Below are 24656 nucleotides of genomic sequence, written 5' to 3' on the forward strand. Positions count from 1 at the left end.
CGATTATTTCTCTTTGCCGAACAGGCCGGCCGGACGGACCATCAGGACGATGGCCATGATGATGAAGACCACGGTGGCCGACAGCTCAGGGTAGAACACCCGGGTGAGGCCCTCGACCAGGCCGAGCATCAGCCCGGTCAGGATGGAGCCGAGGATGGAGCCCATCCCACCGATGACCACCACCGCAAACACCGTGATGATGAGGTTGGAGCCCATCAGCGGCGAAACCTGGATCACCGGTGCGGCCAGCACGCCGGCGAAAGCTGCCAGTGCCACGCCGAAGCCGTAGGTCAGGGTCACCATCAGCGGCACGTTGATGCCGAAGGCTTCCACCAGCTTGGGATTCTCGGTACCGGCGCGCAGGTAGGCACCCAGGCGGGTCTTTTCGATCACGAACCAGGTCGCGAAACAGACGATCAGCGAAGCCACCACGACCCAGGCGCGGTAGTTGGGCAGCACCATGAAGCCGAGGTTGGTAGCGCCCTGCAGCAGGTCAGGCACCGAATACGGCTGGCCGGAGACGCCATAGATGGAGCGGAAGATGCCCTCGATCATCAGCGTGATACCGAAGGTCAGCAGCAGCCCGTAGAGGTGGTCCAGCTTGTAGAGCCAGCGCAGCATGGTCTTCTCGATGACGATGCCGAATGCGCCCACCAGGATCGGTGCCACGATGAGCATGACCCAGTAGTTCAGGCCGAGATAGGACAGGCCCATCCACGCCAGGAAGGCGCCCAGCATGTACAGCGTGCCGTGCGCGAAGTTGATCACGTTGAGCAAGCCGAAGATCACCGCCAGGCCCAGCGAGAGCATGGCGTAGAAGGAGCCGTTGACCAGTCCCAGCAGGAGCTGGCTCAACAGGGCTTGCAGGGGTATGCCGAATAGTTCCATAAAAACCCGTTCATCCAGATGGGTGAAAATCACCATCGCCCGGCGCCCTACAGCAAAAATCTGCCATCCCCGCGTGAACAGAAATGACAGATTTTGCTGGGCTGTGCGATGGCCTTACTGCTTGTTGCGCGCTGCTCGGTGCGTCCTGCTTACTTCCAGGCCGCGCACTTGGATTCAGCCTTGGTGGTCCAGGCCTGCTCGGCAGGAATGGTCTGCACCAGCTTGTAGTAGTCCCACGGATACTTCGATTCCGACTGGGCCTTGACCTGGTACAGGTACATGTCGTGCATCACGCGGCCGTCGGCGCGCAGGTAGCCGTTCTTCTGGTACATGTCGTTGAACTTGGCCTTGCGCAGGGCAGCCATGACCTTGTCCGAATCGTCGGTACCGATTTCCTTGACCACCTTCAGGTATTGCAGGGCGGCCGAGTAGTCGGCGGCTTGCAGGGACGACGGCATTTTCTTGCGCACGGCGAAGTAGCGCTTGGCGAAGGCACGGGTCTCTTCGTTGGCATCCCAGTACCAGCTGTCGGTCAGGTACAGGCCTTCGGTGTTCTTCAGGGTCAGCGAGTGCACGTCGTTGATGAACACCAGCAGACCTGCCAGCTTGGCGGTCTTGGTGATGCCGAACTCGTTGGCGGCCTTCACCGAGTTGATGAAGTCGCCACCGGCGTTGGCCAGGCCGATGATCTGGGCCTTGGAGCTCTGTGCCTGCAGCAGGAAGGAGGAGAAGTCGGACGCACCCAGCGGGTGCTTGACCGAACCCACCACGGTGCCGCCGGATGCCTTCACGACGTTGGCGGTGTCGGATTCCAGGGAGTGGCCGAAGGCGTAGTCAGCGGTCAGGAAGAACCAGCTCTTGCCGCCCTGCTTCACCACTGCCGAACCGGTGCCCTTGGCCAGGGCGACGGTATCGTAGGCGTAGTGCACGGTGTAGGGCGAGCACTCTTCATTGGTCAGGCGGGCCGAACCGGCGCCGATCTGCATGTAGACCTTCTTCTTCTCGGCCGCTACCTTGGCGCTGGCCAGGGCGGTACCGGAGTTGGTGCCACCGATGAGCATGTCCACGCCCTGCTGGTCGAACCATTCACGGGCCTTGCTGGCGGCCACGTCGGCCTTGTTCTGGTGGTCGGCCACGACCAGTTCGATCTTCTTGCCGTTGATGGCGCCGCCCATGTCGGCGATCGCCATCTTGATGGCTTCTGCGCCACCCTGGCCATCGATGTCGGAATACACGCCCGAGATATCGGTGATGAAACCGATCTTGATCACGTCGCCCGAAATCTGGGCCGAAGCCGATGCCGTCGCGAATGCTGCCGCTGCAGCGGTAATCGCCAGTGCCATTGCCTTAAGTTTCATATTCATCTCCTCTGTTATGAAGCCCGCGTGTCATAGTGAAGCGAGACAACTTGGTGGAACGGGGAAAGGATCGCTCACCCCGCTGACGTACTTGTTTGGCAGTACTTCTTGTTCTGGTGATGCAGGTGCTACGGAAAAATCAGGAAGGCGGCGCAGCCGTGGCGCCGCTCACGCGAGCGTGGATCGGGATCAGACGCCCAGCAGCTCGTTCAGGGTCTGCATCTTCGCTTCCAGCTGCGAGGAGGCGAAGGACTCGACGATCTGGCCATGTTCCATGACATAGAAGCGATCGGCCAGGGGCGCGGCGAAGCGGAAGTTCTGCTCGACCATCACGATGGTGTAGCCCTTGGCCTTCAGGGTCGTGATCATGCGCGCCAGTGCCTGCACGATGACCGGTGCCAGGCCTTCGGAAATCTCGTCGAGCAGCAGCAGGCGGGCACCGGTGCGCAGGATGCGGGCCACCGCCAGCATCTGCTGTTCGCCACCGGACAGACGCGTACCCTGGCTGTTGCGACGTTCCTTCAGGTTGGGGAACATGTCGTAGATCTCTTCGATCGACATGCCCTTCTCGGTCTTGGAGACGAAGGGCGGCAGCATCAGGTTTTCCTCGGCGGAGAGCGAGGAAAAGATGCCGCGTTCTTCCGGGCAGTAACCGACGCCGTGGTGGGCGATCTTGTGGGTGGGCAGATTGATGGTTTCCTGGCCGTTGATCTTGATCGATCCCTTGCGGGTACCGACCAGGCCCATGATGGAGCGCAGCGTGGTGGTACGGCCAGCGCCGTTGCGGCCCAGCAGCGTGACCACTTCGCCCTGGTGCACGTTCAGGTCGACGTTGTGCAGGATGTGCGATTCGCCGTACCAGGATTGCAGGTCACTGATCTGCAGTACCAGCGGCGCGTTGGAAGACGAGGTGCTGGTGGTGACATTCATGGTGGCGGTGCTCATCAGTGCGCTCCCTGCAGTTCGGCCGAGGTGCTGCCCATGTAGGCTTCCATCACCTGCGGATTGCGCGAGACTTCTTCATAGCTGCCTTCGGCCAGCAGCGCGCCACGTTGCAGCACGCTGATGCGGTCGCAGATGCCGGAGATCACGCTCATGTTGTGCTCCACCATGAGGATGGTGCGGCCGGCCGAGACCTTCTTGATCAGCGCCGTGACGCGGTCCACGTCTTCGTGGCCCATGCCCTGGGTGGGCTCGTCCAACAGCATCAGTTCCGGTTCCATGGCCAGGGTGGTGGCGATCTCCAGCGCGCGCTTGCGGCCGTAGGGCAGGTCCACCGTGGTGGTGTGGGCGAAACCGGTGAGGTCCACTTCTTCCAGCAACTGCATGGCACGCTGGTCGAGCTGCTTCAGGCTCTCGCCGTTCTTCCAGAAATGGAAGGAGGTACCGAGCTTGCGCTGCAGGCCGATGCGCACGTTTTCCAGCACGCTCATGTGCGGGAAGACGGCGGAAATCTGGAAGGAACGGATGATGCCCTGGCGCGCGATCTGCGCCGGTGCATCCATGGTGATGTCTTTGCCGTTGAACAGGATCTGGCCCGAGGTCGGTACCAGGAACTTGGTCAGCAGGTTGAAACAGGTGGTCTTGCCGGCGCCATTGGGGCCGATCAATGCATGAATATGGCCGCGCTCAATTTGCAGGTTGACCGCGCTCACTGCCGTGAAACCCTTGAATTCCTTCGTCAGGTTTCTTGTCTCCAGAATGACGTCTGTCATGGTCTCTTCTTTCCCTTTGATGCCCGCGCCGGTTGATCCGGTCGTCAAGGCCTGCCTGCTGCGGTTGGCCTGCATCTTGTGGATGCAGGCGCCGCCGTTTTCTACCTGGCGAATCGAGAAGCTCGTTTTAATATTTGGCGCATAGTAGCCGGTTCGTACCATTCATACAATACGTATAAACACCGTATCCGCCAGCGGCTGAGAATACCCCGTTTACGCCCGGGAAAGCAGGCTGGAAGCGACTTTCTCGGCAATCATGACAGTCGGCGAATTGGTATTGCCGGAGGTGATGGAGGGCATCACGGAGGCATCGGCCACGCTCAGTCCCGACACCCCGCGCACGCGGCAATGCGCGTCCACGACGGCGGCGGCATCGTCGCTGCGCCCCATGCGGCAGGTGCCGACCGGATGGAAGATGGTGGTGCCCACGTCGCCGGCGGCGCGGCGCAGATCCTCTTCGCTCTGGTACTGCACGCCGGGCTTGTACTCCTCGGGCTGATAGCGTGCCAGGGCGGGAGAGCCGGCGATGCGCCGGGTCAGGCGCAGGGCGTCGGCGGCGACCTTCAGGTCTTCTTCGGTGGACAGATAGTTGGTGGTGATGCGCGGCGCCAGCGCGTGATCGGTGGAGGCCAGGCGCACGTGACCGCGCGAGGTCGGACGCAGGTTGCACACGCTGGCCGTGAAGGCCGGGAAAGCATGCAGCGGGTCGCCGAATTTTTCCAGCGACAGCGGCTGCACGTGGTACTGCAGATTGGCGCTGGCCTGCTGCGCATCGGACCTGGCAAAGGCGCCCAGCTGCGAAGGCGCCATCGACATCGGGCCGCTTTGCATCAACAGGTATTCCAGTCCGATCTTCATCTTTCCGAAGAGAGTCGAGGCCATGGCATTGAGGGTCCTGGTGCCGTTGACCTTGAACACCATGCGCATCTGCAGGTGATCCTGCAAATTCTCGCCCACGCCGGCCAGGGCCTGGACTACCGGGATCTGATGCTGCTGCAACAGCGCAGGCGCACCGATGCCCGACATCTGCAGGATATGCGGCGAGCCGATGGCGCCGGCGCACAGGATGGTCTCCTTGGCCTCGGCCAGCCACTCGCTGCCACCACCGGTGAATTCGACGCCGGTGCAGACCGGTCCGTTGGCACCCTGCTCCATGCGCAGCTTCCTGACGTGCGAGCCGGTCATGATGGTCAGGCTGCCATCCTTCATGGCAGGCCGCAGGAAGGCCTTGGAAGCGTTCCAGCGCACGCCACGCTTCTGGTTGACGTCGAAGTAGCCACAGCCCTCGTTGTCGCCCCGATTGAAGTCATCAAGCTTGGGGATACCGTTCTCAGCAGCGGCCTCGCGGAAGGCGTCCAGGATGTCCCAGCGCAGGCGCTGCTTCTCCACCCGCCACTCGCCCCCGGCGCCGTGGAATTCGCTCTCGCCCAGGTGATAGTCCTCGCTCTTGCGGAACCAGGGCAGCACCTGGTTCCAGCGCCAGCTGTCGTCGCCGGTGACGTCCGCCCAGTGCTCGTAGTCACGCGCCTGGCCGCGCATGTAGATCATGCCGTTGATGGAGGAACTGCCGCCCAGCACCTTGCCGCGCGGGTAGATCAGGCTGCGCCCGTTCAGGCCGGGATCGGCCTCGGTGCGGAACATCCAGTCGGTGCGCGGATTGTTGATGCAGTAGAGATAGCCCACCGGAATATGGATCCAGATGTAATCGTCCTTGGCGCCCGCTTCGATCAGCAGCACCTTCTTGCCGGTCTTCCTGGACAGCCGGTTGGCCATGACGCAGCCGGCTGTCCCGGCGCCGATGATGATGTAGTCGTATTGCCCTGCCGATTGCATGTTGTCTCCGCTATGTTCTTGTTCTTGCCGTTGAGTTGCTTCGGCCGTTCGGCCTGGGTAGTCGCGTAGCGACGTATCGAAGGTGCGTCTACGGTGAATCTTCGATACGCGCCTGCGGCGCTACTCAGTCCGAACGGTCGGTATTGTCTCGTCGGCTTACTTGGCCACCGGCATGGTGAACTCCGCCCCCTTGCCGATGGTGGCCGACCAGCGCTGCATGATGGACTTGTAGCGCGTATAGAAGCGGATGCCCTCCTCGCCATAGGCATGGGTATCGCCAAAGAGCGACCGCTTCCAGCCGCCGAAGGAATGCCAGGCCATCGGCACCGGGATGGGCACGTTGATGCCCACCATGCCGACCTGGATGCGGCGCGAGAACTCGTGCGCGGTATTGCCATCGGCGGTGAACAGCGACACACCGTTGCCATATTCGTGGGCGTTGATCAGCTGCACGGCCGAGGCGAAATCCGGTACCCGCACCACGCACAGCACGGGACCGAAGATTTCTTCCTGATAGATCTTCATGTCGGTGCTGACGTTGTCGAAGAGCGTACCGCCGATGAAGAAACCTTCTTCATGGCCCGGCACCTTCAGGCCGCGACCATCGACCAGCAGCCTGGCGCCGGCATCCACACCGCTCTGGATATAGCCTTCCACCTTGGCCTTGTGGGCCGCGGTCACCAGCGGGCCCATCTCGGCATCGTCTTCCATGCCGTTCTTGACCTTCAAGGCCTTCACGCGCGGGATCAGGGCGTCCACCAGCTTGTCGGCCACGCTGCCCACGGCCACCGCCACCGAGATCGCCATGCAGCGCTCGCCAGCCGAGCCATAGGCCGCGCCGATGAGCGCATCCACGGCCTGCTCAAGGTTGGCGTCGGGCATGACCACCAGGTGGTTCTTGGCGCCGCCCAGGGCCTGTGCGCGCAGCGGGAAGGTGCCGGCGCGTTCGGTGGCCTTGCGATAGATGTATTCGGCGATCGGGGTGGAACCGACGAAGGAGACCGCCTGCACCTCAGGATGCTCCAGCAGCGCATCCACCGCCACCTTGTCGCCCTGCACCACGTTGAAGACGCCATCGGGCAGGCCGGCGCGCTTGAACAGTTCAGCCAGCATCAGCGAAGGTGAAGGATCACGCTCGGAGGGCTTGAGCACGAAGCTGTTGCCGGTGGCGATCGCAATCGGCGCCATCCACAGCGGCACCATCACCGGGAAGTTGAATGGCGTGATGCCGGCCGTCACGCCCAGCGGCTGGCGCAGGTTCCAGTTGTCGATACCGCCGCCGATGTTGTCGGTGAACTGGGTCTTGAGCAATTGCGGGATACCGGTGGCGAATTCGACGATTTCCAGGCCACGCGTCACCTCCCCTTTCGCATCCGAGAACACCTTGCCATGTTCCAGCGTGATGGCGCGGGCCAGGGCATCGTGGTTCTGCTCGATCAACTCCTTGAACTTGAACAGCACACGGGCGCGCTTCAGGGGCGCGGTCTCGGCCCAGGCCGGTGCGGCGGCACTGGCAGCGGCCACTGCAGCGTTGACTTCGGCCACCGATGCCAGCGACACCTTGGCTGCAACGGCGCCGGTAGCCGGATTGAAGACATCCTGGCTGCGGCCGCTTTCCGAACGCGAAAGCTGGCCATTGATGAAGTGGTCGATGTGCGGGAGGCTCATAAGTTTTCCTTTGGTGTTGTCGATGTCGGGTGAAGGCGCCGTCTCCTGCGCCTTCCTGCGATGCGTCGACCAGGTCGGGGTCGGCATGGAACCGCAAGAATAGTCCTCGCCCGAGCCCGCATCCAATGAGGAATTATCAAGAGCAATATAAAGGATGCTTATAATCCATCTTTATTGTTCACATACTACCCACACGATTCCCACAAGCTATTCACCTGGATATCCACGGCCTTATCCACAAGTGTGGAAAGCCAGGATAGACCAGTAATCGCTGGAGATGATGATGGATTTGACGCAATTACGTGCATTTATCTCGGTTGCCCATGAAGGTAACCTGACCCGGGCCGCTGAAAAGCTGCATCTGACCCAACCAGCTGTCAGTCTGCAGATCAAGGGGCTGCAGGAAAGCCTGGGCCTGCAATTGTTCAATCGCAGTGCATCCGGCATGGTCTTGACGGTGGAAGGCAATACCTTGCTGCCGCTGGCCGAGCGTATCCTCGCCGATGTCCAGGAATTGCGGCGCCATGCCAGCGGACTGCGCTCCAGTGACGATGTTTTGACCGGGACACTGGCCATCGGCACCATCCTCGATCCAGAATTCATCCGGCTCGGTGCTTTCCTGAAGTTGCTGGTCGAACATCATCCGCGCCTGTCGACCCAGCTGTCACATCACATGTCGGGGTCGGTCCTCAACGAGGTGCGGGCCGGCCATCTGGACGTCGGTTATTTTCTGGGCGATCCCGGCAAGGGCTTCCACGCCATGACGCTGACCTCCTTCACCTACAACGTCATCGCCCCGGCGGGATGGAAGAACCGGGTCTCGGGCAAAAGCTGGAAGGAACTGGCACGCCTGCCCTGGATCTGGACTCCGGCAGAATCAGCACATCATCGCCTATTAAGCCGTATCTTCGCGCAACATCAATCAAAGCTGCACACGGTTGCACTGGTGGACCAGGAGTCATCGATGCTGGACCTGGTCAAGTCCGGCGTCGGGCTGTCCCTGGCGCGCGAGTCGATTGCCTTGAACCAGGCACAGGCGCATGGTCTGGTCATCGCCGATGCAGTCGAGTTGTCCACTGACTTGAGTTTTATTTCATTAGAAAAAAGACAACACGAAGATGCCATCAAGGCAGTGTTTCAATTATTGCAAGAAGTCTGGCAGGCCTAATGAAGTGAAATACCCGCCTGAAAGCGGCGTTACAGATATCTCCGATGTATCTGCATGGCAATAGACGGACCGATTTCACCGTCTTCCTGCCGAACCCAAAGGGCCGTAATGCCGTTACATGCCTTTGCCAAGGGCTTTCTGCCGGGTTTTGGTGTTTGAAAGCCAAGTTTTTGGAAAGATGTCCACCGCGTGCGCTCTTCTGCTCTTTTAATTCAGATGTGGATATATATAAGTAGTAGTAGTAGTTAACGTCGCCAAAAACTGTGGATAACTCGGTTTACACGAAAAAAATCAAGCATTTAGCTTTCTGATAAACGCTTGGTAAGCTTCTGCACATCAAAGGCATAGATTCTGGACAAAAAATCGGAGGTGGATAAATTATCCAGATATACCCAAAGCGCCCAGCGGATATGCAAAGACTTATCCACAGACGCCTTCAAACCCTGGCCAAACCGACATGACAGAAACCAAACGCTACCGGGTTGTCCTGCAACCATCGGGTTTGCAATTTGAACAAGTACCGCATCTTTCCTTGCTGCAGTCGGGACTGGCTGCCGGCATCCGCATGCCCAACTCCTGCCGCAATGGCAGCTGCCGCACCTGCATGTGCAAACTGTCCACAGGCGAAATCGCCTACCAGATCGAATGGCCCGGGCTGACCCGGGAGGAAAAGGCGGAGGGCTGGCTGCTACCCTGTGTCGCCGAGGCCCGCAGTGACCTGGTGTTGCATGTGCCGGATGCGGTTTCACAGCGCGGCGACTGATTTATCCACCGCCGATTTCTGCGAACGGCGGCAATTGGCTTTTTTCACCCTGGCTTGTGGATAAAAAAGCTTCCCAGGCATCCCATTTGCCCATAGGCGGCGCGATCTGCCTGCGGTGACCTGCCCCCTGCATTGATTTTGGACGCTCTCCGTGGCGAGGCTCTGACGGCCCGTGCCTGGCAGAGAGTGATATCACCGCCTTTTCCAGTCGTGTGTGATTCCCCTATCTGGTAAACCCAAATGAGTGGGTCCTGCCCTGCCGGCAGAGTGGTGTGCGCTGCGAAAGCTCGCGCACCTAGACTTTATATCTAAGCTGTTTATAAGATTAGTAGTGATGGTTAACGTCACCGGTTTACTGTGGATAACTTGGTTTACTGGCGAAAAATCAATCGATTGCGCGCGGGATAAACACAAGGGCAAACTCTGTATGAGCCCATCACCAATCTTGGATAAAAATTCGGCTCTGGATAACTTTTCGAGTTTTCCCCAATCGATGAAAAAGTTATTCAGAACTTTATCCACAGGCGAATCGAATTTGGGGGAATGACGGGCTTGGAAACGGCAAAAGTGACGAAGTGGGTGAAATCGGTCATTTGGTCACCGATTTCGGTCTTTGATGGGGTAGTGACAGGGGTAAAGCAGGGGAATTTGTCTTGTAATGGCAACGACCCCCAAGGCGGTCAATTCCACTGTTGCGAAAAACGTGGCTAAAACGAGGCGGGGGCAGGAAAGTTATCCCCTGCCCCCGCCGATAAAACAACAGTATTTTCGTGCTGCCTATTTTTTAGGCGCCACCTTCCCGGAGGCACTCTTGCCTGGTGGCGGTGCCTGCGGCGCCTTCTTCACTTCTTCGAGCAGATGATCGCAGTCGGCCTTCTGGTCGCCGTCAACATTGATCAGGGGCAGGATGGCCGTCACCGGTGCCAGCAGGCCCAGCGCCACCGCACCGCCCGCCCGCAGGGCCAGCACCCCCTTGTTCACGCCCACGTCCGGATCCTTGAAGCTGCCCTTCACGTACAACGGCGAACGCAGCGAGATGATGCGCAGGCCCTTGCTGCGTGGATGCACGTTCAGGTCCAGCAATTCGCGCTTCATGTCGATGTCGCCGTCCACCACGATCAGGGCGTCTTCGGTGTCCAGCAACAAGGTCTTCACCTGCATCACGCCGTCCTGCACCGGCAGGTCGCCGGCCAGGCAGTTCAGCTTCACCTCCTTGTCGCCAAACAGCTTGCTGATGACCACGTTGCCCACATTGAGCCCGGCGGCCTCCAGCAGGAACTTGCTGATCGCACCCTTGTTGACCAGGGTCTTCACCTCGCCGTTGGCCGAGCCCAGCATGGCGGCGACCGAGTTGCCGGTGGCCGACAGCCTGGCGTCGCCGTTGATCTCGCCAAAGCTGGTGCGCGAGGCATCGAGCTGGGGATACAGCTTCTGGATCTTCAGGTTACGGGCGGCCAGCTTCAGCTCCGATTTCATCTGCGCCGCCTGGCCGTCAAGCCGGATGGTGGAGCGCAGATTGCCGCCGGCCATGCCGAAGTTGAGCGGGTCCAGGCTCAAGACCTTGTCCTTGAGGATGAGGTGGGCCTGCAGGTCGGTGATCGGCAAGTCCTTCTGCCGGACGATGCGCTTGCCGGTGAAACGCACATCGGCATCCAGCGCGCCCCAGGCCTCGGTGCTGAAGGTCTTCACCGGCAGCACCTTGTTGCCCGGCTGGCGTTCCTCCGCGCCACGCTGCGCCTTCTCGGCGTTGGAGTCGGCGCCGATCAGCGGTGCCAGGTCATCGAAGCGCAGCACATTGGAGGTCAGCGCCCCCGTCAGTTGAGGACGCGCGCCACCAGTGACGTAATCCAGGCTGCCGTTGAGATCGCTGTCCCCCACCTTGCCGCTGAAGTCCTGGTAATGCCACTGACTGCCGCTCTCGCCGATCTTGCCCAGCAGATGGCCTTCGGTGGCGAAGGGCGGCGTTTCCGGCAACAGGATGCCGGTCAGCGGATACAGGTTGCCCATGCTGGCCCCGGCCACCGACAGGCGCAGGTCCAGCGCAGCCAGTTCGGCCGGTTTGGTGAGCGTCCCCTGGATACCGATGCTGGTCTTGCCCACCTTGACCTGGGCCTGCAGCGGATACGGCTGCTGCAGGTCCTGCAGCGAGAGCACGCCGCCGGCCTTGCCCTGCCCGCTCACCGGGGCGCCGTTGAAGGTGCCGCCGAGCTTCCAGCCCAGTCCGTAGAGCTTCTCCTTGTCCGGATCCAGGGTGTCGATATCGGCCTTGATGTTGATCTTTTGCACAGCATCGTCCAGCGCCAGCTTGCCCTGGCTGAGACTGATGCGGCCCAGGCTGAGCTGCCAGGCAGAGGGGGCACTGTTGTTGCTGGCGAACGTCCAGTTGTTCACAGCCTGACGGTTGCGCAGCAAGGAAACCGAGGGCGCCTGTACCTCCAGCGACGGCAGGGAAATCTTATGCACAAGCAGCGGCAGCGGATTGAGGGTGAAGCTGACCAGGCGCACGGTGGCCATCTGGCCAGCGCTGCTGAAGGTGGGAGGATTGCCGACCCGGATATCCTCCGCCTGCAGCCGGGGCCAGGGCACCCAGCGCGCCCAGAAGCCCGGTGGCGCCGCACCTGGGGTGGCGTCCGTGCCGGCGCGCTGCCAGTGCAGGGAGAGATTGCCGTCGATGGCGAACTCGCGCCCGATCGCGGTCGAGACGCGTTCGTTGATCCAGGGTTTGGCCCGGTTCCAGTCGAAGGTGAGGATGAAAATGACCGCGGCGGCGATCAGGATGAGCAGACTGGCAAGCAGCCAGAGCAGGATTTTGGTCAGGCGCGACATTGCTTCGGCGTCCCCTATGGAGGGTTATCAACATGCGCCAACGCCCGCCGACAGCGGCTTTCCCGCGCGCCAGTCTCCATGGCGCCTGTGGATAGATCAGACCGGGAAAGCCGTTTGCTGCCAGCGCCGCATCAGCGCTTCATGTTGATACGACCGAATTCGTCATGGGTTGTTGCAGACAAGTGAGCTCGCAGCCACTTATGGGCCGGATTACGGGCGTCGCGTTCATGCCACAACATGTCCACATGCTCTTCCGGCGTCTGGAAGGGCAGTTCCTTCACCACCAGTACCTCGGCCATGCCGGTGGCGGCCACCAGGTGGCGCGGCAGCACGGTGATGAGCTCCGAACTGGCCACGATGCGACCGGCCGTGAAGAACTGGTTCACCGTCAGCAGGATCTTGCGCTCGCGGTTCATGCCGGCCAGCACGTCGTCGATCACCGCATGCGGCTTGCCCGACAGGCTCACCAGCAGGTGGTCGGCGCCGCAATAGCTGTCCAGCGTCAGCGGTTGGCCGGCCAGCGGGTGGTTCTTGTGCATCACGCAGACATATTGACCCGTGTAGAGCCGGGCATGGCTGATCTGGCTCTTGGCCATGCCCTGGCCATCGGCCAGCTGCGCGGTCACGCCGGGGAAGAAGCCCACGGCCAGGTCGATGTCGCCGCGCAACAGCATGGCGCGAGGGTCACGCGTGGTCAGCGGCATCATCCGGATCTTGATGCGGGGGGCGTCGCGCATGATGGTGCGCACCAGCGAGGGCAGCCACAGCGCGGCCGTGGCGTCCACCATGGCCATGCGGAAGGTGTTCTGGGCGCGCGAGATATCGAAACTTTCCGGTGCGATCACCGCTTCCAGTTCCGACAGGGCCCGGCGCACGGTGGGCCACAGCTCCTCGGCGCGGGGCGTGGGCTTGACGCCATGGGCGGTGCGGATCACCAGATCGTCATTGAGCGTGTCGCGTAGCCGGCGTAGCGCATTGGAGACAGCCGGCTGGGTCATGGCCAGCAAGTTGGCCGCACGCGTCAGATTCTGCTCGGTCATGACGGCGTCGAATACGCGCAACAGGTTCAGGTCCAGGGTGAGAAAGCTCATGGGGCGGGCCTTTGCGGCAGGAAGGAAGTCGTGGGGGCGGCAGATGAGCGCGGGTGATCGCCGGCCGAAATATTATTCACAGATTATATAACTGATATCCGAAACGGAAAGTGGTCAAACAAATGTGAGTTCTCTACACTGCAATGCAACATAACACACAACGTCAAGGATCGAATCATGGCAACCATCGCACAAAGCACCAACAGCACCTTCAAGAGCAAGTTCGCCGCCGTCATGCGCAACATCTTCATCCACTTCGTCAAGGCCCACGAGCTGCAAGCCGTTGCTCTGGTGGCCGCCGAACAGGATCGCGCATCGGGCACCCGCCAACTGAACCGCATGGCCGACAAGTTCGAAGCCACCCAGCCGAACCTGGCTGCTGAACTGCGCTTCATCGCTTCGCGCGGTTAATCGAAGGTTTCTGCTTCACCAGATTCAGGTTTTACCCGTCGCGCATGACACTTGCGTGACGCTGGCACCAGGTCCTGGAGACCGGTGCCGGTATCAAGGATTTCGGTAGTTCCGGCGCGTACGGCGCTTATGTTGACGCTGATTCGATCAACGCGTCAGGACACCGATCCGTTGTCTCCTCCTCCCTCTTTAGGAAGGATTAACCCCGTAGGCCATGCCTGCGGGTTTTTTTTTCGTGCATTGCGAACATGTTGTTCACCATCGGCGACGACTTCCGTTCGAGATATTCACAGGCACTTCTCTCTCAGTCAAACGGCGTTGCAAATTTGCCGCATAGCGCTCAGCCAAGTCATCGCCATCTTGCCACCCGGCCAGTGGAAAAAGTGCAATGAAGGCCAGCCATCAAGGGTTTGCTGGCGATTGTCCGCTCCTGGCAGGCCGCTGCAGAGCTATATTCACAAACCCTATATCTGATATGAGAACTCTAAAGTAGTCATACAGGAGGCCAAACTGCATACTGCGACGCAACAACAGTGAACTTGAACGCCGCGCAGTCGTGTCGCGGCCTGATTATCAGAGGTAGAAATATCATGTCCTTCCTGAACCTGGCCTTTCCTGCTGAAGCAGCCCTGCCCTTCGCGCAATCCCTGATGGGCATGCTGGTGGCGTATATCCGCCCGGCACTGGGTCTGGGTGCACTGGTCACGCTGGTCATGGTGTTCAAGCCGCTGATCCTGGGTCTGGCGCAAGCCGCCGTCCTGCTGGTCAAGCCCCGCAAGTCGCTGGAGCAACGCATCCTGGCGCACAAGTTCAGCGGCAAGCGCATGCTCAACCGCATGGCCAACGAATACAGCATGACCCAACCGAATTTTGCAGCCGAGCTGCGCAACATGGCCGCGCGCGACTGAAGTCCGGTCCCCGCATGTGGTGCGACCTCTGATCCGTCTTCTGGTCGTTTTGTAGTTTTGTAGTACGTACTGTGTCTCCTCCTCCCTCTTTAGGAAGGATTAGCCCCGCCAGCGCAAGCTCGCGGGGCTTTTTTTATCCACAGCCCGGACCCGGGCCGGCGGCAACGTGATAACTTGTTCACCCGCCAACCCTCACAGCATTTCCGCAACACATCATGTGCCAGCTCCTCGGGATGAACTGCAATACCCCCACCGACATCGTCTTCAGCTTCACCGGCTTTGCTACCCGGGGCGGCCTTACCGACCACCACCGCGATGGCTGGGGCATTGCCTTCTTCGAGGGCTCGGGCGTGCGCACCTTCGTCGACCACCAGGCGGCCGTCGATTCCCCGGTGGCCGAACTGATCAAGCGCTACCCGATCAAGTCGCAGCACGTGATTGCCCACATCCGCAAGGCCACCCAGGGCCGTGTCACATTGGCCAACTGCCACCCCTTCGTGCGCGAACTGTGGGGGCGCTACTGGGTATTTGCCCACAACGGCGACCTGAAGAACTTCACGCCCGAGCTCGATGGCCCCTACCGCCCGGTCGGCACCACCGACAGCGAACTGGCCTTCTGCTACATCCTGCAGGAAATGCGCAAGCGCTTCGGCGATACCCTGCCCCTGCTGACCGACCTGCGCGCGGCCCTGCGCGAGATCGTCGACGGCATCGCCAGCCATGGCACCTTCAACATGCTGCTCTCGGACGGCTCGGCACTGTATACCCACTGCTCCACCCATCTCTATTACATCGTCCGCCAGCACCCCTTCACCACCGCCAAGCTGTCCGACGACGACCTCTCGGTCGACTTTGCCCAGGTCACCACCACCAATGACCGGGTTGCGGTGATCGTGACCCAGCCCTTGACCGACAATGAAGTCTGGACCGCTTTCCAGGCCGGTGAAATGAAGGTCTTTGTCGACGGTAACGTGGTCGACTGAGCAAGCCGACTGTCCACCACAGTCACCTGTCCACAGCCAAATCCGCGGCAAAAATCCACTTTTGCACGAGCTGTTACAAAAAAGGCGGGCAGATTGCCCGCCTTGTCTTATCCACAGTTGGTGACTCTGTCCCCCTAACACCGCCCGCTCACGGGCTTTCCGGTGTCAGGGTGACGATGCGCTGCTGCGCAGCCTGTGGATAGTTCAGATTTTTCAGGGATTTTTGCCGGTCGACCTGTGGATAACTTGGGTTTACCGGAGTAAAATGCGTCCCTCGTTTCGCGCCCGGACGACTTCGTCCATCCAGGCCCGTCCTCCGGACGCGGCAGGCGGGCGCCGCACTTATCCGATAAGAAAGCTTCATGGAAAACTTCTGGCAGGCTTGCTCCCATAAACTCGAGCAGGAGCTGACCCCTCAGCAATACAGCGCCTGGATCAAGCCGCTGGTGCCGCTCGACTTCGAGGATGGGCTCTTGCGCATCGCCGCGCCCAATCGCTTCAAGCTGGACTGGGTCAAGACCCAGTTCGCCAACCGCATCACCGCACTGGCCTGCGAATACTGGGACGCACCGACCGAAGTCCAGTTCGTGCTGGACCCGCGCGGCAACCAGGGCCGGCGCCCGGCCGCCAGCCCGCAAGCGGCCGGCGGCGGTGCCAACGGCCTGGGTTTGCCCAACCACGAACAGTTGCACCTGGACCCCGAACCGGCCCAGCCGGTGCGTGCCGTGGCGCCACGCCAGGAGCAGTCGCGCATCAACCCGGTCCTGACCTTCGACAACCTGGTCACCGGTAAGGCCAACCAGCTGGCCCGCGCGGCCGCCACCCAGGTCGCCAACAACCCCGGTACCTCGTACAACCCGCTGTTCCTGTATGGCGGCGTGGGCCTGGGTAAGACCCACATCATCCACGCCATCGGCAACCAGGTGCTTGTGGATAACCCGGGCGCCAAGATCCGCTACATCCACGCCGAACAGTACGTGCGCGACGTGGTCACGGCCTACCAGCGCAAGGGTTTCGACGACTTCAAGCGCTATTACCACTCGCTGGACCTGCTGCTGATCGACGATATCCAGTTCTTCGGTGGCAAGAGCCGCACCCAGGAAGAATTCTTCTACGCCTTCGAAGCCCTGATCGCGGCCAAGAAGCAGATCATCATCACCAGTGATACCTATCCCAAGGAAATCAGCGGCATGGATGACCGCCTGATCTCCCGCTTCGACTCCGGCCTGACGGTGGCCATCGAGCCGCCCGAGCTGGAGATGCGCGTGGCCATCCTGATGAAGAAGGCCGCCGCCGAGGACGTGGTGCTGTCCGATGACGTCGCCTTCTTCGTCGCCAAGCACCTGCGCTCCAACGTGCGCGAGCTGGAAGGCGCGCTGCGCAAGATCCTGGCCTACTCGCGCTTCCACGGCAAGGACATCACCATCGATGTCGTCAAGGAAGCCCTGAAGGACCTGCTGTCGGTGCAGAACCGCCAGATCTCGGTGGAAAACATCCAGAAGACGGTGGCCGACTTCTTCAACATCAAGGTCGCCGACATGTATTCCAAGAAGCGTCCGGCCAACATCGCCCGCCCGCGCCAGATCGCCATGTACCTGGCCAAGGAGCTGACCCAGAAGAGCCTGCCGGAGATCGGCGACCTCTTCGGCGGTCGCGACCACACCACGGTGTTGCACGCGGTGCGCAAGATCGCCGCCGACCGCGCCAAGAGCCCGGAATGCAACCACGAGCTGCACGTGCTGGAGCAAACCCTCAAGGGTTGATCCACGCTGCCACCGGCAGCGCCTGTGGATAAGATGACAATGCCGCCCGCGCCCGCGCCGGCGGCATTTTCTTTTCCACAACGAAACTTCCAGGCGCCACCGGCGTGCAAGCCTGTGGATAAAATAACCGGTCCGCTTGCGGCGCCTCCTCTGCCCGTGGAGCGGGAATTTTCCCTCCCCGACCACCGGATTTTTGCTCCTCAGGCGCCCACCCTCCCCCCTGGCGGACTACTCCGAAGAGGGGATGATTGGTACAATGGAAGGTGTTATTTCGCAGGCGGACGCAAGGGCCGGCCACGGAGCAGGAAATCCGCGGGATAGCACGGAAACTTCGAATAAATACCCGGAAACACCCGGCAAAAGTATTCAAATGTTCCAAACGTATAGCCAAGTGTTTCTGGCTGCCAGCCATTGTCTTACCTACCTGGACAATCGCGGGTCGCTGTATCACCAGCTTTGCGGGAACGGATTCCGGACCGGTCGCTTACCGGTCATGCCACATGCAGGAGCGTTGCATATTCAGGCAGGTTGCAGTGCAGACAGCGTTTTTCACCAGAGGAGGAACACGCGCAAGATGGGCATGACGCAAAGCCGGCCGACGGCATCCTTTAAACCATTACTAGCAAGGACAAACTGACTATGCAATTGGTTAAAACCCAACGAGACACGCTCCTGCGTCCTCTGCAGATCGTGAGTGGTATTGTCGAGCGTCGGCACACATTGCCGATTCTGGCCAATATCCTCATCCGCAAGGACGGCGAGAAGGTCTCTTTCCTGTCCACCGACATCGAAGTGCAGATCACCACGCACGCCGACGTCGGCTCCGGCGATGAAACGACCGCCACCACCGTGGCCGCCCGCAAGCTGCTCGACATCCTGCGCGCCCTGCCCGACTCCGGCGAAGTCGCCATCTCCCTGTCCAACAAGCGCCTGACCGTGCAATCGGGCAAGTCCCGCTTCGCGCTGCAGACGCTGGCCGCCGAGGAATTCCCGACAGTCGCCCAGGCCGAGCACTACAACGCCCAGGTCAACCTGCCGCAGAAGACCCTGAAGCACCTGTTCAACATGGTCCACTTCGCCATGGCCCAGCAGGATATCCGTTACTACCTCAACGGCCTGCTGCTGGTGGTCGAAGGCAAGAACGTGATCGCGGTCGCCACCGACGGCCACCGCCTGGCCTTCTGCCAGGTCGAGACCGAGCAGGACTTCCCGCGCCAGGAAGTGATCATCCCGCGCAAGACCATCATCGAACTGCAACGTCTGCTGGACGACAGCGACGATGAAGTCCAGCTGCAGATCGCCAACAACCAGGTCAAGCTGACCTTCGCCGACATCGAGCTGATCTCCAAGCTGGTCGAAGGCAAGTTCCCCGACTACACCCGCGTGGTGCCCAAGGGCTACAAGAACAGCTTCACCATCAGCCGCGACCAGCTGCTGCGCTCGCTGCAACGCGCCGCCATCATGACCAGCGACAAGTTCAAGGGCGTGCGCTGGGTGATCGCCCCCGGCAGCCTGAAGATCAGCTCCACCAACGCCGACCAGGAAGAAGCGGTCGAAGAACTGGAAATCGACTACGGCGGCGACACCGTCGACATCGGTTTCAACGTCAGCTACCTGCTCGACGTGCTCAACAACCTGAAGAACGACTACGTCAACATCGCCCTGGGCGATGCCAATTCCTCGGCCCTGATCACCATCCCCGAGAACGCCGACTTCAAGTACGTCGTCATGCCGATGCGGATCTGAGCAACACCGCTCCACGCGCCCGAGGGGCCGTCCCAGACGGCCCCTCGGTTGCTTTTAAGAATTCCAAGAATCCTCCGACGAATTCCGTTTTTTGCAGTCCCCTAGTCGTTTGGCTAGCAATTTCAGAAGGTAACCATGTCCTCCAGCCCCGCAGACAACACCAATTCCGCGCAACAAAGCTATGGCGCTTCTTCCATCCAGATCCTGGAAGGCCTGGAGGCGGTGCGCAAGCGTCCCGGCATGTACATTGGCGACACCTCTGACGGCACCGGCCTGCACCACCTGGTGTTCGAAGTGCTGGACAACTCCATCGACGAAGCCCTGGCAGGCTACTGCAGCGAGATCCACGTCACCATCCACGCCGACAACTCCATCTCCATCACCGACAACGGCCGCGGCATTCCCACCGGCCTGAAGATGGACGACAAGCACGAACCCAAGCGCTCCGCCGCCGAAATCGTGATGACCGAGCTGCACGCCGGCGGCAAGTTCGACCAGAACTCCTACAAGGTCTCCGGCGGCCTGCACGGCGTGGGCGTGTCCTGTGTGAACGCACTGTCGAAGAAACTGAAGCTGACCATCCGCCGCGACGGCAAGCACTACGCCATGGAATTCGCCAAGGGCATCGTCCAGAACCGCGAACTGGAAATGATCGACGGCGTGCAGGTCTCGCCCATCAAGGTCGTGGGCGACTCCGACAAGCGCGGTACCGAAGTCCACTTCTGGGCCGACGAAGAAATCTTCACCCACGTCGAATTCCACTACGAGATCCTGGCCAAGCGCATCCGCGAACTGTCCTTCCTCAACAACGGCGTACACATCAAGCTGACCGACCAGCGCACCGGCAAGGAAGAAGACTTCGCCTTCGAAGGTGGCACCCGCGGTTTCGTCGAATACATCAACAAGAACAAGAGCATCCTCAACCCGACCATCTTCCAGGCCACCGGCGAGAAGCAATCGGACCAGGGCACGCTGGTCTCGGTGGACGTCTCCATGCAATGGAACGACGCCTTCAACGAACAGGTGCTCTGCTTCACCAACAACATCCCCCAGCGTGACGGCGGCACCCACCTGACCGGCCTGCGCGCCGCCATGACCCGCGTCATCAACAAGTACATCGAAGAAAACGATCTCGCCAAGAAGGCCAAGGTCGAAATCTCCGGCGACGACATGCGCGAAGGCCTGACCTGCGTGCTCTCGGTGAAGGTACCCGAACCCAAGTTCAGCTCCCAGACCAAGGACAAGCTGGTCTCCAGCGAAGTGCGCGGCCCCGTGGAAGAAATCGTCGCCAAGACCCTGACCGACTTCCTCGCCGAGAAGCCCAACGACGCCAAGATCATCTGCGGCAAGATCGTCGAAGCCGCCCGCGCCCGCGAAGCCGCCCGCAAGGCCCGCGAACTGACCCGCCGCAAGGGCGTCATGGACGGCCTGGGTTTGTCGTCCAAGCTGGCCGACTGCCAGGAACGCGACCCGGCCCTGTGCGAGCTCTACATCGTCGAGGGTGACTCCGCAGGCGGCTCGGCCAAGCAAGGCCGCGACCGCAAGTTCCAGGCCATCCTGCCGCTGCGCGGCAAGGTGCTGAACGTGGAGAAGGCACGCTTCGAGAAGATGCTCTCCTCCGAACAGATCACCACCCTCATCGCCACCCTGGGCACCAGCATCGGCGCTGACGAATTCAACCCGGACAAGCTGCGCTACCACCGCATCATCATCATGACCGATGCCGACGTCGACGGCGCCCACATCCGCACCCTGCTGCTGACCCTGTTCTACCGCCAGATGCCGGCCCTGGTCGAACGCGGCCACATCTACATCGCCCAGCCGCCGCTGTACAAGGTCAAGGCCGGCAAGGACGAGCGCTACCTCAAGGACGACATCGAGGAAGCGCAATACATGATGCAGATCGCCCTGAACGACGCCGAGATCAAGCCCGCCGAAGACGCCCCCGCCATCAGCGGCGATGCACTGATCGAACTGGCCCGCCAGTACAACACCGCCAACGCCATCATCATGCGCCTGTCGCGCGCCATCGATGACGCCGCCTTGAGCGCCATCATGACCGGCGGCGTGGTACTGAAGATGGAAAACATCGAACAAGCCACCGCCACCGCGGCCGAACTGAAGAAGGCCATCAACGACAGCAACATCGACGTGCAAGCCCGCGTGGACGAGCTCAGCGAAAAGGTCGCCCTGCACATCCACCGTCGCCAGCACGGCAACATCAAGGCCACCGTGATCGATGCCGACTTCGTCAGCGGCCCCGATTACCAGGTGCTCTCCACCGCTGCCGAAACCTTCAAGGGCCTCATCCTCAAGGGCGCCACGGTGGCCCGTGGCCAGGGCGAAAAGCGCAAGGAATCCGCCATCACCGACTTCCGCCAGGCCATGGGCTGGCTGCGCGACGAAGCCGAACGCGGCGTCAACAAGCAGCGCTACAAAGGCCTGGGCGAGATGAACCCCGAGCAGCTGTGGGAAACCACCATGGACCCGACCGTGCGCCGTTTGTTGAAGGTGCAGATTGAGGATGCCATTGCGGCCGATCAGATCTTCATGACGCTCATGGGCGATGATGTGGAGCCACGTCGGGCATTTATTGAATCTAATGCGTTGCAGGCGGGGAATATTGATGTTTGATGTCGGCTGTAGAGGAACGTATAACCTAAGAAAAACAAACCCATAAACTGAGAAATTTATGGGTTTGTCCTGTTAATAGCTCGAATTTATGGGCTATTAGCGAACTCTTGTAGATACCTCTTGCAAATTGGCTCCGGACAGGAAACAGTGGCTCCAGTATTCGGGGGTAGCTAACTGCCCTGTCAAAGCAAGAAGTTCATGCTTGGGAGAAGACCCTAACTGACTTCGTTGTGACGTTAGTTATCCATCCTGTGGTCTTCGAGTTTTCGTTGTCCAGAGGCGCTCCGTTTAATCTCGAGAGATTTCTCATCCATCGCCTCAAAAAACTCCGTGTCGTTCGGATAATGAACTGCGAGTACGTCCCAAATCATTTTGTCGCGAACAGCATGGCGGTCCTCACCAAAATGCGCACGGCGATGGTCATCGGCGCAGATTGCCACCACGTTGCGAACGTCGTCCGGTCCTCCGCAGTTCAACGGGATGACGTGATGCGCTTCAAGATAGAATCCGCCGCTTGCAGTTTTGAAGCCCTCCTGGCCACAAAACTCGCAACAACCATTAGCTGCCCGTTGCTTCACAGCTTTTACAACTTCTGAGTCACGCTCAAAAATCGCTGTGCCTGAACCTTTCACTTTGTTGGGTGGTGTTGGTGCAGCTGTCTGCTTTTGCTGTGGCTGTTCTTCGTCGTAGGGGTCAAAGTTATCTGGTTGCGGTTTGCCCCGAATGACGCGGATGTTGCCATCCGCCTCCTTATGATGCGGATACCAGAGGACTGAGTCGAGCTCCCTTTGTTTTGCTTGGCTGGTCTCGCGAAGCCCAACTGTTTTGCGTGTGCCGTCGAGAATGGCAACATTAACAGGCGCTTTGGTGTAGTAGGCCGTTTGGATTAGCGAAGATACTGCGCTCGCACGGTTCAGCTGTGTCTGCGTGGCCGTAGCTCGGTTTTCCTCCCCCCAGGCGGACGCTCTGTCGACAAAATAAATGACGCCGTTTTCTTCTTGCATTTGGTCATGCCAGATATTGACCAGATAGGGGCCGCCGGGATTACTGAAACACCAGTCATACTTCGTCGTCATTGCGATGCCGAGGTGGTTGACGATGTCCCGGACGCGCTGTCTTGTTGTTGGTGTTAGGTCTTGCAGGGTTGTCATGGTTGGAAGGAGATAGGTAGAAACGCAGATTTACATATTACATTTCACAACGGTCGCTCTTGAACCAACAGCTACCGTTCAATTCTAGCGTTCTAGCCGAATTTTTCATTAGTTGAAGTATTCCGTAATCAGGTCTTTGACCCTGATGTCTTGTTTTCCCTTCCCGCATCAATAAGTACGATGTCCTCCCTGTCTTGGAGCTTCAAGTCACGGAGAATGCCCATGACCTTCTCCAGCTCACTATCGGAAAAATACAAAATCACCTTGATGGCGCGGTCAGTCTGACTGGCCTTGGCGTAGACTTCGACTTGTTTCTCAAGGTTGCGCCGTAGGCTTGAATTGCTCGCCAGTTTAAACTCGACCAGGCTGGCGTTCCGCTTTCCTTTCGAGACCTTGTAATCCACTGGCCCGCGACCATTATTGACTTCGGCATTTACATCAAACGCCGTTGCATACCAAGTCAGACGGAACATGGTGTGAAGGTCGCTCTCGCGCTTGACGGGTGCGCCGTCTACGTAAAAGACCCGATATCCGTCGTTGTCTTCGATGACGTGTTTCAGATATTTCACTCGTTCCAGGGCTTCCTCGTATGAGTTGCCTCTCTCATAGAACTCGGTACCAGCAAGATGATTCAGTACCAATTCGCGGATGTTCTCTACGAACTGTGTATGTGTTTCCTGAACCTTCTTGTTGCTGATGGTATGCGCCTCGCCAGCATGGTCCTCTTTCCACTTGATGTAGTGGTCAATCAACTCGGTAAATTTCTCAATGGTGCGTAACGCGGCAGCCTTGCGTTCTTCCGTCGTCGACCGTTCATTGATTTGTCGAAGGAAGTGGTCGTTAACTTGGGCACGCAGGTGTTCGTCGGGTAATGAATGTCGAAGCTGGAGGAACTGATTGAGCATGTCACCTTGGTTAATCCAGGCCTCATCGCGGGTCAGAATCTCGCACGGCGTGAGGATGACGTAGTCGCCGGCATGCCATGGCAACGTGAAGTGTCCGGACTGCCAGCGCCGTGTCTCATAGTTGAAGCTGACTCGCTCGATATGGATTCGTTTCGTTCGGTTCGGTTGCAGATGTGCTTTGGCAAAGTCCTCGGTGTACTTAAGCAACTGACCTTTGATGAGGTTCGTGGTGAAGTCGCTCAGGTGGTCTCGGCCCACACCACCGCTTAGCAAGCCGAGCTTTTCCAGATGCGAACCCCTTGTGAGCGTCTCTTCACCAAAGTCCCGGAACACCCGTTGAAAGTTTCGGGCAAGCGCCTGGGCAAAATGTTTGCCAAGACCAGTGCCGCTATTTCCCTGTTGGCTGAACCCAAGCCAGTTTTGTTTGACCTCACGGAAGAAGAGCCACTGAGATATTGCGCCCTCGGTTAGTTCGTCGGCCTGAGCTCTGTCCCGCACGAAGACCAAGTACCTGATGATGTCGTCGTGTAATGCGCGAAATTCGGGCTGCTCGCTGTCGTAGAGGAGAAATGGGTCAACAAATAGCGGTAGGTCGTTCACCAGTGCGATGTTGAAGGCGCCATATGAATCGACAATTTCTGGTTCGATTCCGAACACATCCGAGAAATAAATCACTTGTGATACCTCCCTATCACGTCGACGTCCTTATCGTCACCTCCGCGCCAATCAGCCCACTCACCATACGCTGAATTCTTCCTAAATCTCCGGCCTTGATGGTCTCCTTTGTGTCCACCACTAGGTATAGCCCCGTGTAGTTCGAATCCTGCCCGTTGGCTGAGGGCCCG

General features: G+C 59.7%; 19 protein-coding genes. 8 read left to right on the forward strand and 11 right to left on the reverse strand.

Translation table 11 applies throughout. From position 1 onward, the window contains the following. Nucleotides 1-3: 3 nt before the first annotated feature. The 6 genes from HBH1_RS19545 to HBH1_RS19570 all read right to left on the reverse strand — a co-directional run bounded on the left by HBH1_RS19545 (nucleotide 4) and on the right by HBH1_RS19570 (nucleotide 7462). On the reverse strand, nucleotides 4-888 hold the full coding sequence (locus HBH1_RS19545; protein WP_006463434.1) for a branched-chain amino acid ABC transporter permease: 885 nt from the start codon (nucleotides 886-888) through the stop codon (nucleotides 4-6). Between the two features lie 149 nt (nucleotides 889-1037). Further along, nucleotides 1038-2246, reverse strand: a complete 1209-nt coding sequence (locus HBH1_RS19550; RefSeq protein ID WP_006463435.1) for an ABC transporter substrate-binding protein — start codon at nucleotides 2244-2246, stop codon at nucleotides 1038-1040. 189 nt (nucleotides 2247-2435) lie between these two features. After that, nucleotides 2436-3191: an ABC transporter ATP-binding protein gene (locus HBH1_RS19555; RefSeq protein WP_102664053.1), complete on the reverse strand. Its 756-nt coding sequence runs from the start codon at nucleotides 3189-3191 to the stop codon at nucleotides 2436-2438. Then, the gene (locus HBH1_RS19560; RefSeq protein WP_102664079.1) at nucleotides 3191-3961 is read right to left on the reverse strand and encodes an ABC transporter ATP-binding protein; all 771 of its coding nucleotides are present in this window, start codon (nucleotides 3959-3961) and stop codon (nucleotides 3191-3193) included. Before HBH1_RS19560 ends, HBH1_RS19555 begins: the two co-directional genes overlap by 1 nt. A 213-nt stretch (nucleotides 3962-4174) precedes the next feature. Further along, nucleotides 4175-5794 (reverse strand): GMC family oxidoreductase, encoded by a 1620-nt coding sequence (locus HBH1_RS19565; protein ID WP_102664054.1) that lies wholly within the window; start codon nucleotides 5792-5794, stop codon nucleotides 4175-4177. Nucleotides 5795-5950: 156 nt separating this feature from the next. Further along, the gene (locus HBH1_RS19570; protein ID WP_102664055.1) at nucleotides 5951-7462 is read right to left on the reverse strand and encodes a CoA-acylating methylmalonate-semialdehyde dehydrogenase; all 1512 of its coding nucleotides are present in this window, start codon (nucleotides 7460-7462) and stop codon (nucleotides 5951-5953) included. Nucleotides 7463-7745: 283 nt separating this feature from the next. Between HBH1_RS19570 and HBH1_RS19575 the strand changes: the two genes are divergently transcribed. Both HBH1_RS19575 and HBH1_RS19580 read left to right on the forward strand, forming a co-directional pair. Continuing rightward, the gene (locus tag HBH1_RS19575; RefSeq protein WP_102664080.1) at nucleotides 7746-8630 is read left to right on the forward strand and encodes a LysR family transcriptional regulator; all 885 of its coding nucleotides are present in this window, start codon (nucleotides 7746-7748) and stop codon (nucleotides 8628-8630) included. A gap of 457 nt (nucleotides 8631-9087) precedes the next feature. Continuing rightward, nucleotides 9088-9393, forward strand: a complete 306-nt coding sequence (locus tag HBH1_RS19580) for a 2Fe-2S iron-sulfur cluster-binding protein (RefSeq protein WP_102664056.1) — start codon at nucleotides 9088-9090, stop codon at nucleotides 9391-9393. A gap of 777 nt (nucleotides 9394-10170) precedes the next feature. On the opposite strand, the gene HBH1_RS19585 is transcribed toward HBH1_RS19580, so the two are convergent. Both HBH1_RS19585 and HBH1_RS19590 read right to left on the reverse strand, forming a co-directional pair. Beyond that, complete coding sequence (locus HBH1_RS19585) at nucleotides 10171-12219, reverse strand: AsmA family protein (protein WP_102664057.1); 2049 nt, start codon at nucleotides 12217-12219, stop codon at nucleotides 10171-10173. Between the two features lie 131 nt (nucleotides 12220-12350). Further along, a complete protein-coding gene (locus HBH1_RS19590) occupies nucleotides 12351-13310 on the reverse strand; it encodes a LysR family transcriptional regulator (RefSeq protein WP_102664058.1) in 960 nt (319 codons plus the stop codon). Between the two features lie 177 nt (nucleotides 13311-13487). Here HBH1_RS19590 and HBH1_RS19595 point away from each other — a divergent pair, with 177 nt between their 5' ends. The 3 genes from HBH1_RS19595 to HBH1_RS19605 all read left to right on the forward strand — a co-directional run bounded on the left by HBH1_RS19595 (nucleotide 13488) and on the right by HBH1_RS19605 (nucleotide 15612). Then, a complete protein-coding gene (locus tag HBH1_RS19595) occupies nucleotides 13488-13721 on the forward strand; it encodes a hypothetical protein (protein ID WP_006463444.1) in 234 nt (77 codons plus the stop codon). A 590-nt stretch (nucleotides 13722-14311) separates the two neighbouring features. Then, nucleotides 14312-14629: a hypothetical protein gene (locus tag HBH1_RS19600; RefSeq protein ID WP_006463445.1), complete on the forward strand. Its 318-nt coding sequence runs from the start codon at nucleotides 14312-14314 to the stop codon at nucleotides 14627-14629. Between the two features lie 215 nt (nucleotides 14630-14844). Then, nucleotides 14845-15612: a class II glutamine amidotransferase gene (locus tag HBH1_RS19605; protein ID WP_102664059.1), complete on the forward strand. Its 768-nt coding sequence runs from the start codon at nucleotides 14845-14847 to the stop codon at nucleotides 15610-15612. Nucleotides 15613-15760: 148 nt separating this feature from the next. Here the strand turns inward: HBH1_RS19605 and HBH1_RS24990 are convergent, their stop codons facing one another. After that, on the reverse strand, nucleotides 15761-15976 hold the full coding sequence (locus HBH1_RS24990) for a hypothetical protein (protein WP_146012878.1): 216 nt from the start codon (nucleotides 15974-15976) through the stop codon (nucleotides 15761-15763). On the opposite strand from HBH1_RS24990, the gene dnaA reads away from it, so the two are divergent. The 3 genes from dnaA (at nucleotide 15975) to gyrB (ending at nucleotide 21755) form a co-directional block, all read left to right on the forward strand. Then, nucleotides 15975-17375 (forward strand): chromosomal replication initiator protein DnaA, encoded by a 1401-nt coding sequence (dnaA, locus tag HBH1_RS19610; protein ID WP_006463447.1) that lies wholly within the window; start codon nucleotides 15975-15977, stop codon nucleotides 17373-17375. The genes HBH1_RS24990 and dnaA overlap by 2 nt on opposite strands. A gap of 639 nt (nucleotides 17376-18014) precedes the next feature. Then, nucleotides 18015-19121 carry a DNA polymerase III subunit beta gene (dnaN, locus tag HBH1_RS19615; RefSeq protein WP_006463448.1) on the forward strand — a complete coding sequence of 369 codons (1107 nt, stop codon included), beginning with the start codon at nucleotides 18015-18017 and terminating at the stop codon, nucleotides 19119-19121. Nucleotides 19122-19256: 135 nt separating this feature from the next. Further along, complete coding sequence (gene gyrB / locus HBH1_RS19620) at nucleotides 19257-21755, forward strand: DNA topoisomerase (ATP-hydrolyzing) subunit B (protein ID WP_102664060.1); 2499 nt, start codon at nucleotides 19257-19259, stop codon at nucleotides 21753-21755. 236 nt (nucleotides 21756-21991) lie between these two features. Here the strand turns inward: gyrB and HBH1_RS19625 are convergent, their stop codons facing one another. Then, complete coding sequence (locus tag HBH1_RS19625) at nucleotides 21992-22906, reverse strand: HNH endonuclease (protein WP_102664061.1); 915 nt, start codon at nucleotides 22904-22906, stop codon at nucleotides 21992-21994. A gap of 128 nt (nucleotides 22907-23034) precedes the next feature. Continuing rightward, nucleotides 23035-24486, reverse strand: coding sequence for a hypothetical protein (locus tag HBH1_RS19630; RefSeq protein WP_102664062.1), 1452 nt, complete (start codon nucleotides 24484-24486; stop codon nucleotides 23035-23037). Between the last annotated feature and the right edge of the window lie 170 nt (nucleotides 24487-24656).

Origin of the sequence: Herbaspirillum sp. BH-1 (genome assembly GCF_002870055.1) — a bacterium.
Lineage (GTDB): Bacteria > Pseudomonadota > Gammaproteobacteria > Burkholderiales > Burkholderiaceae_D > Herbaspirillum > Herbaspirillum frisingense.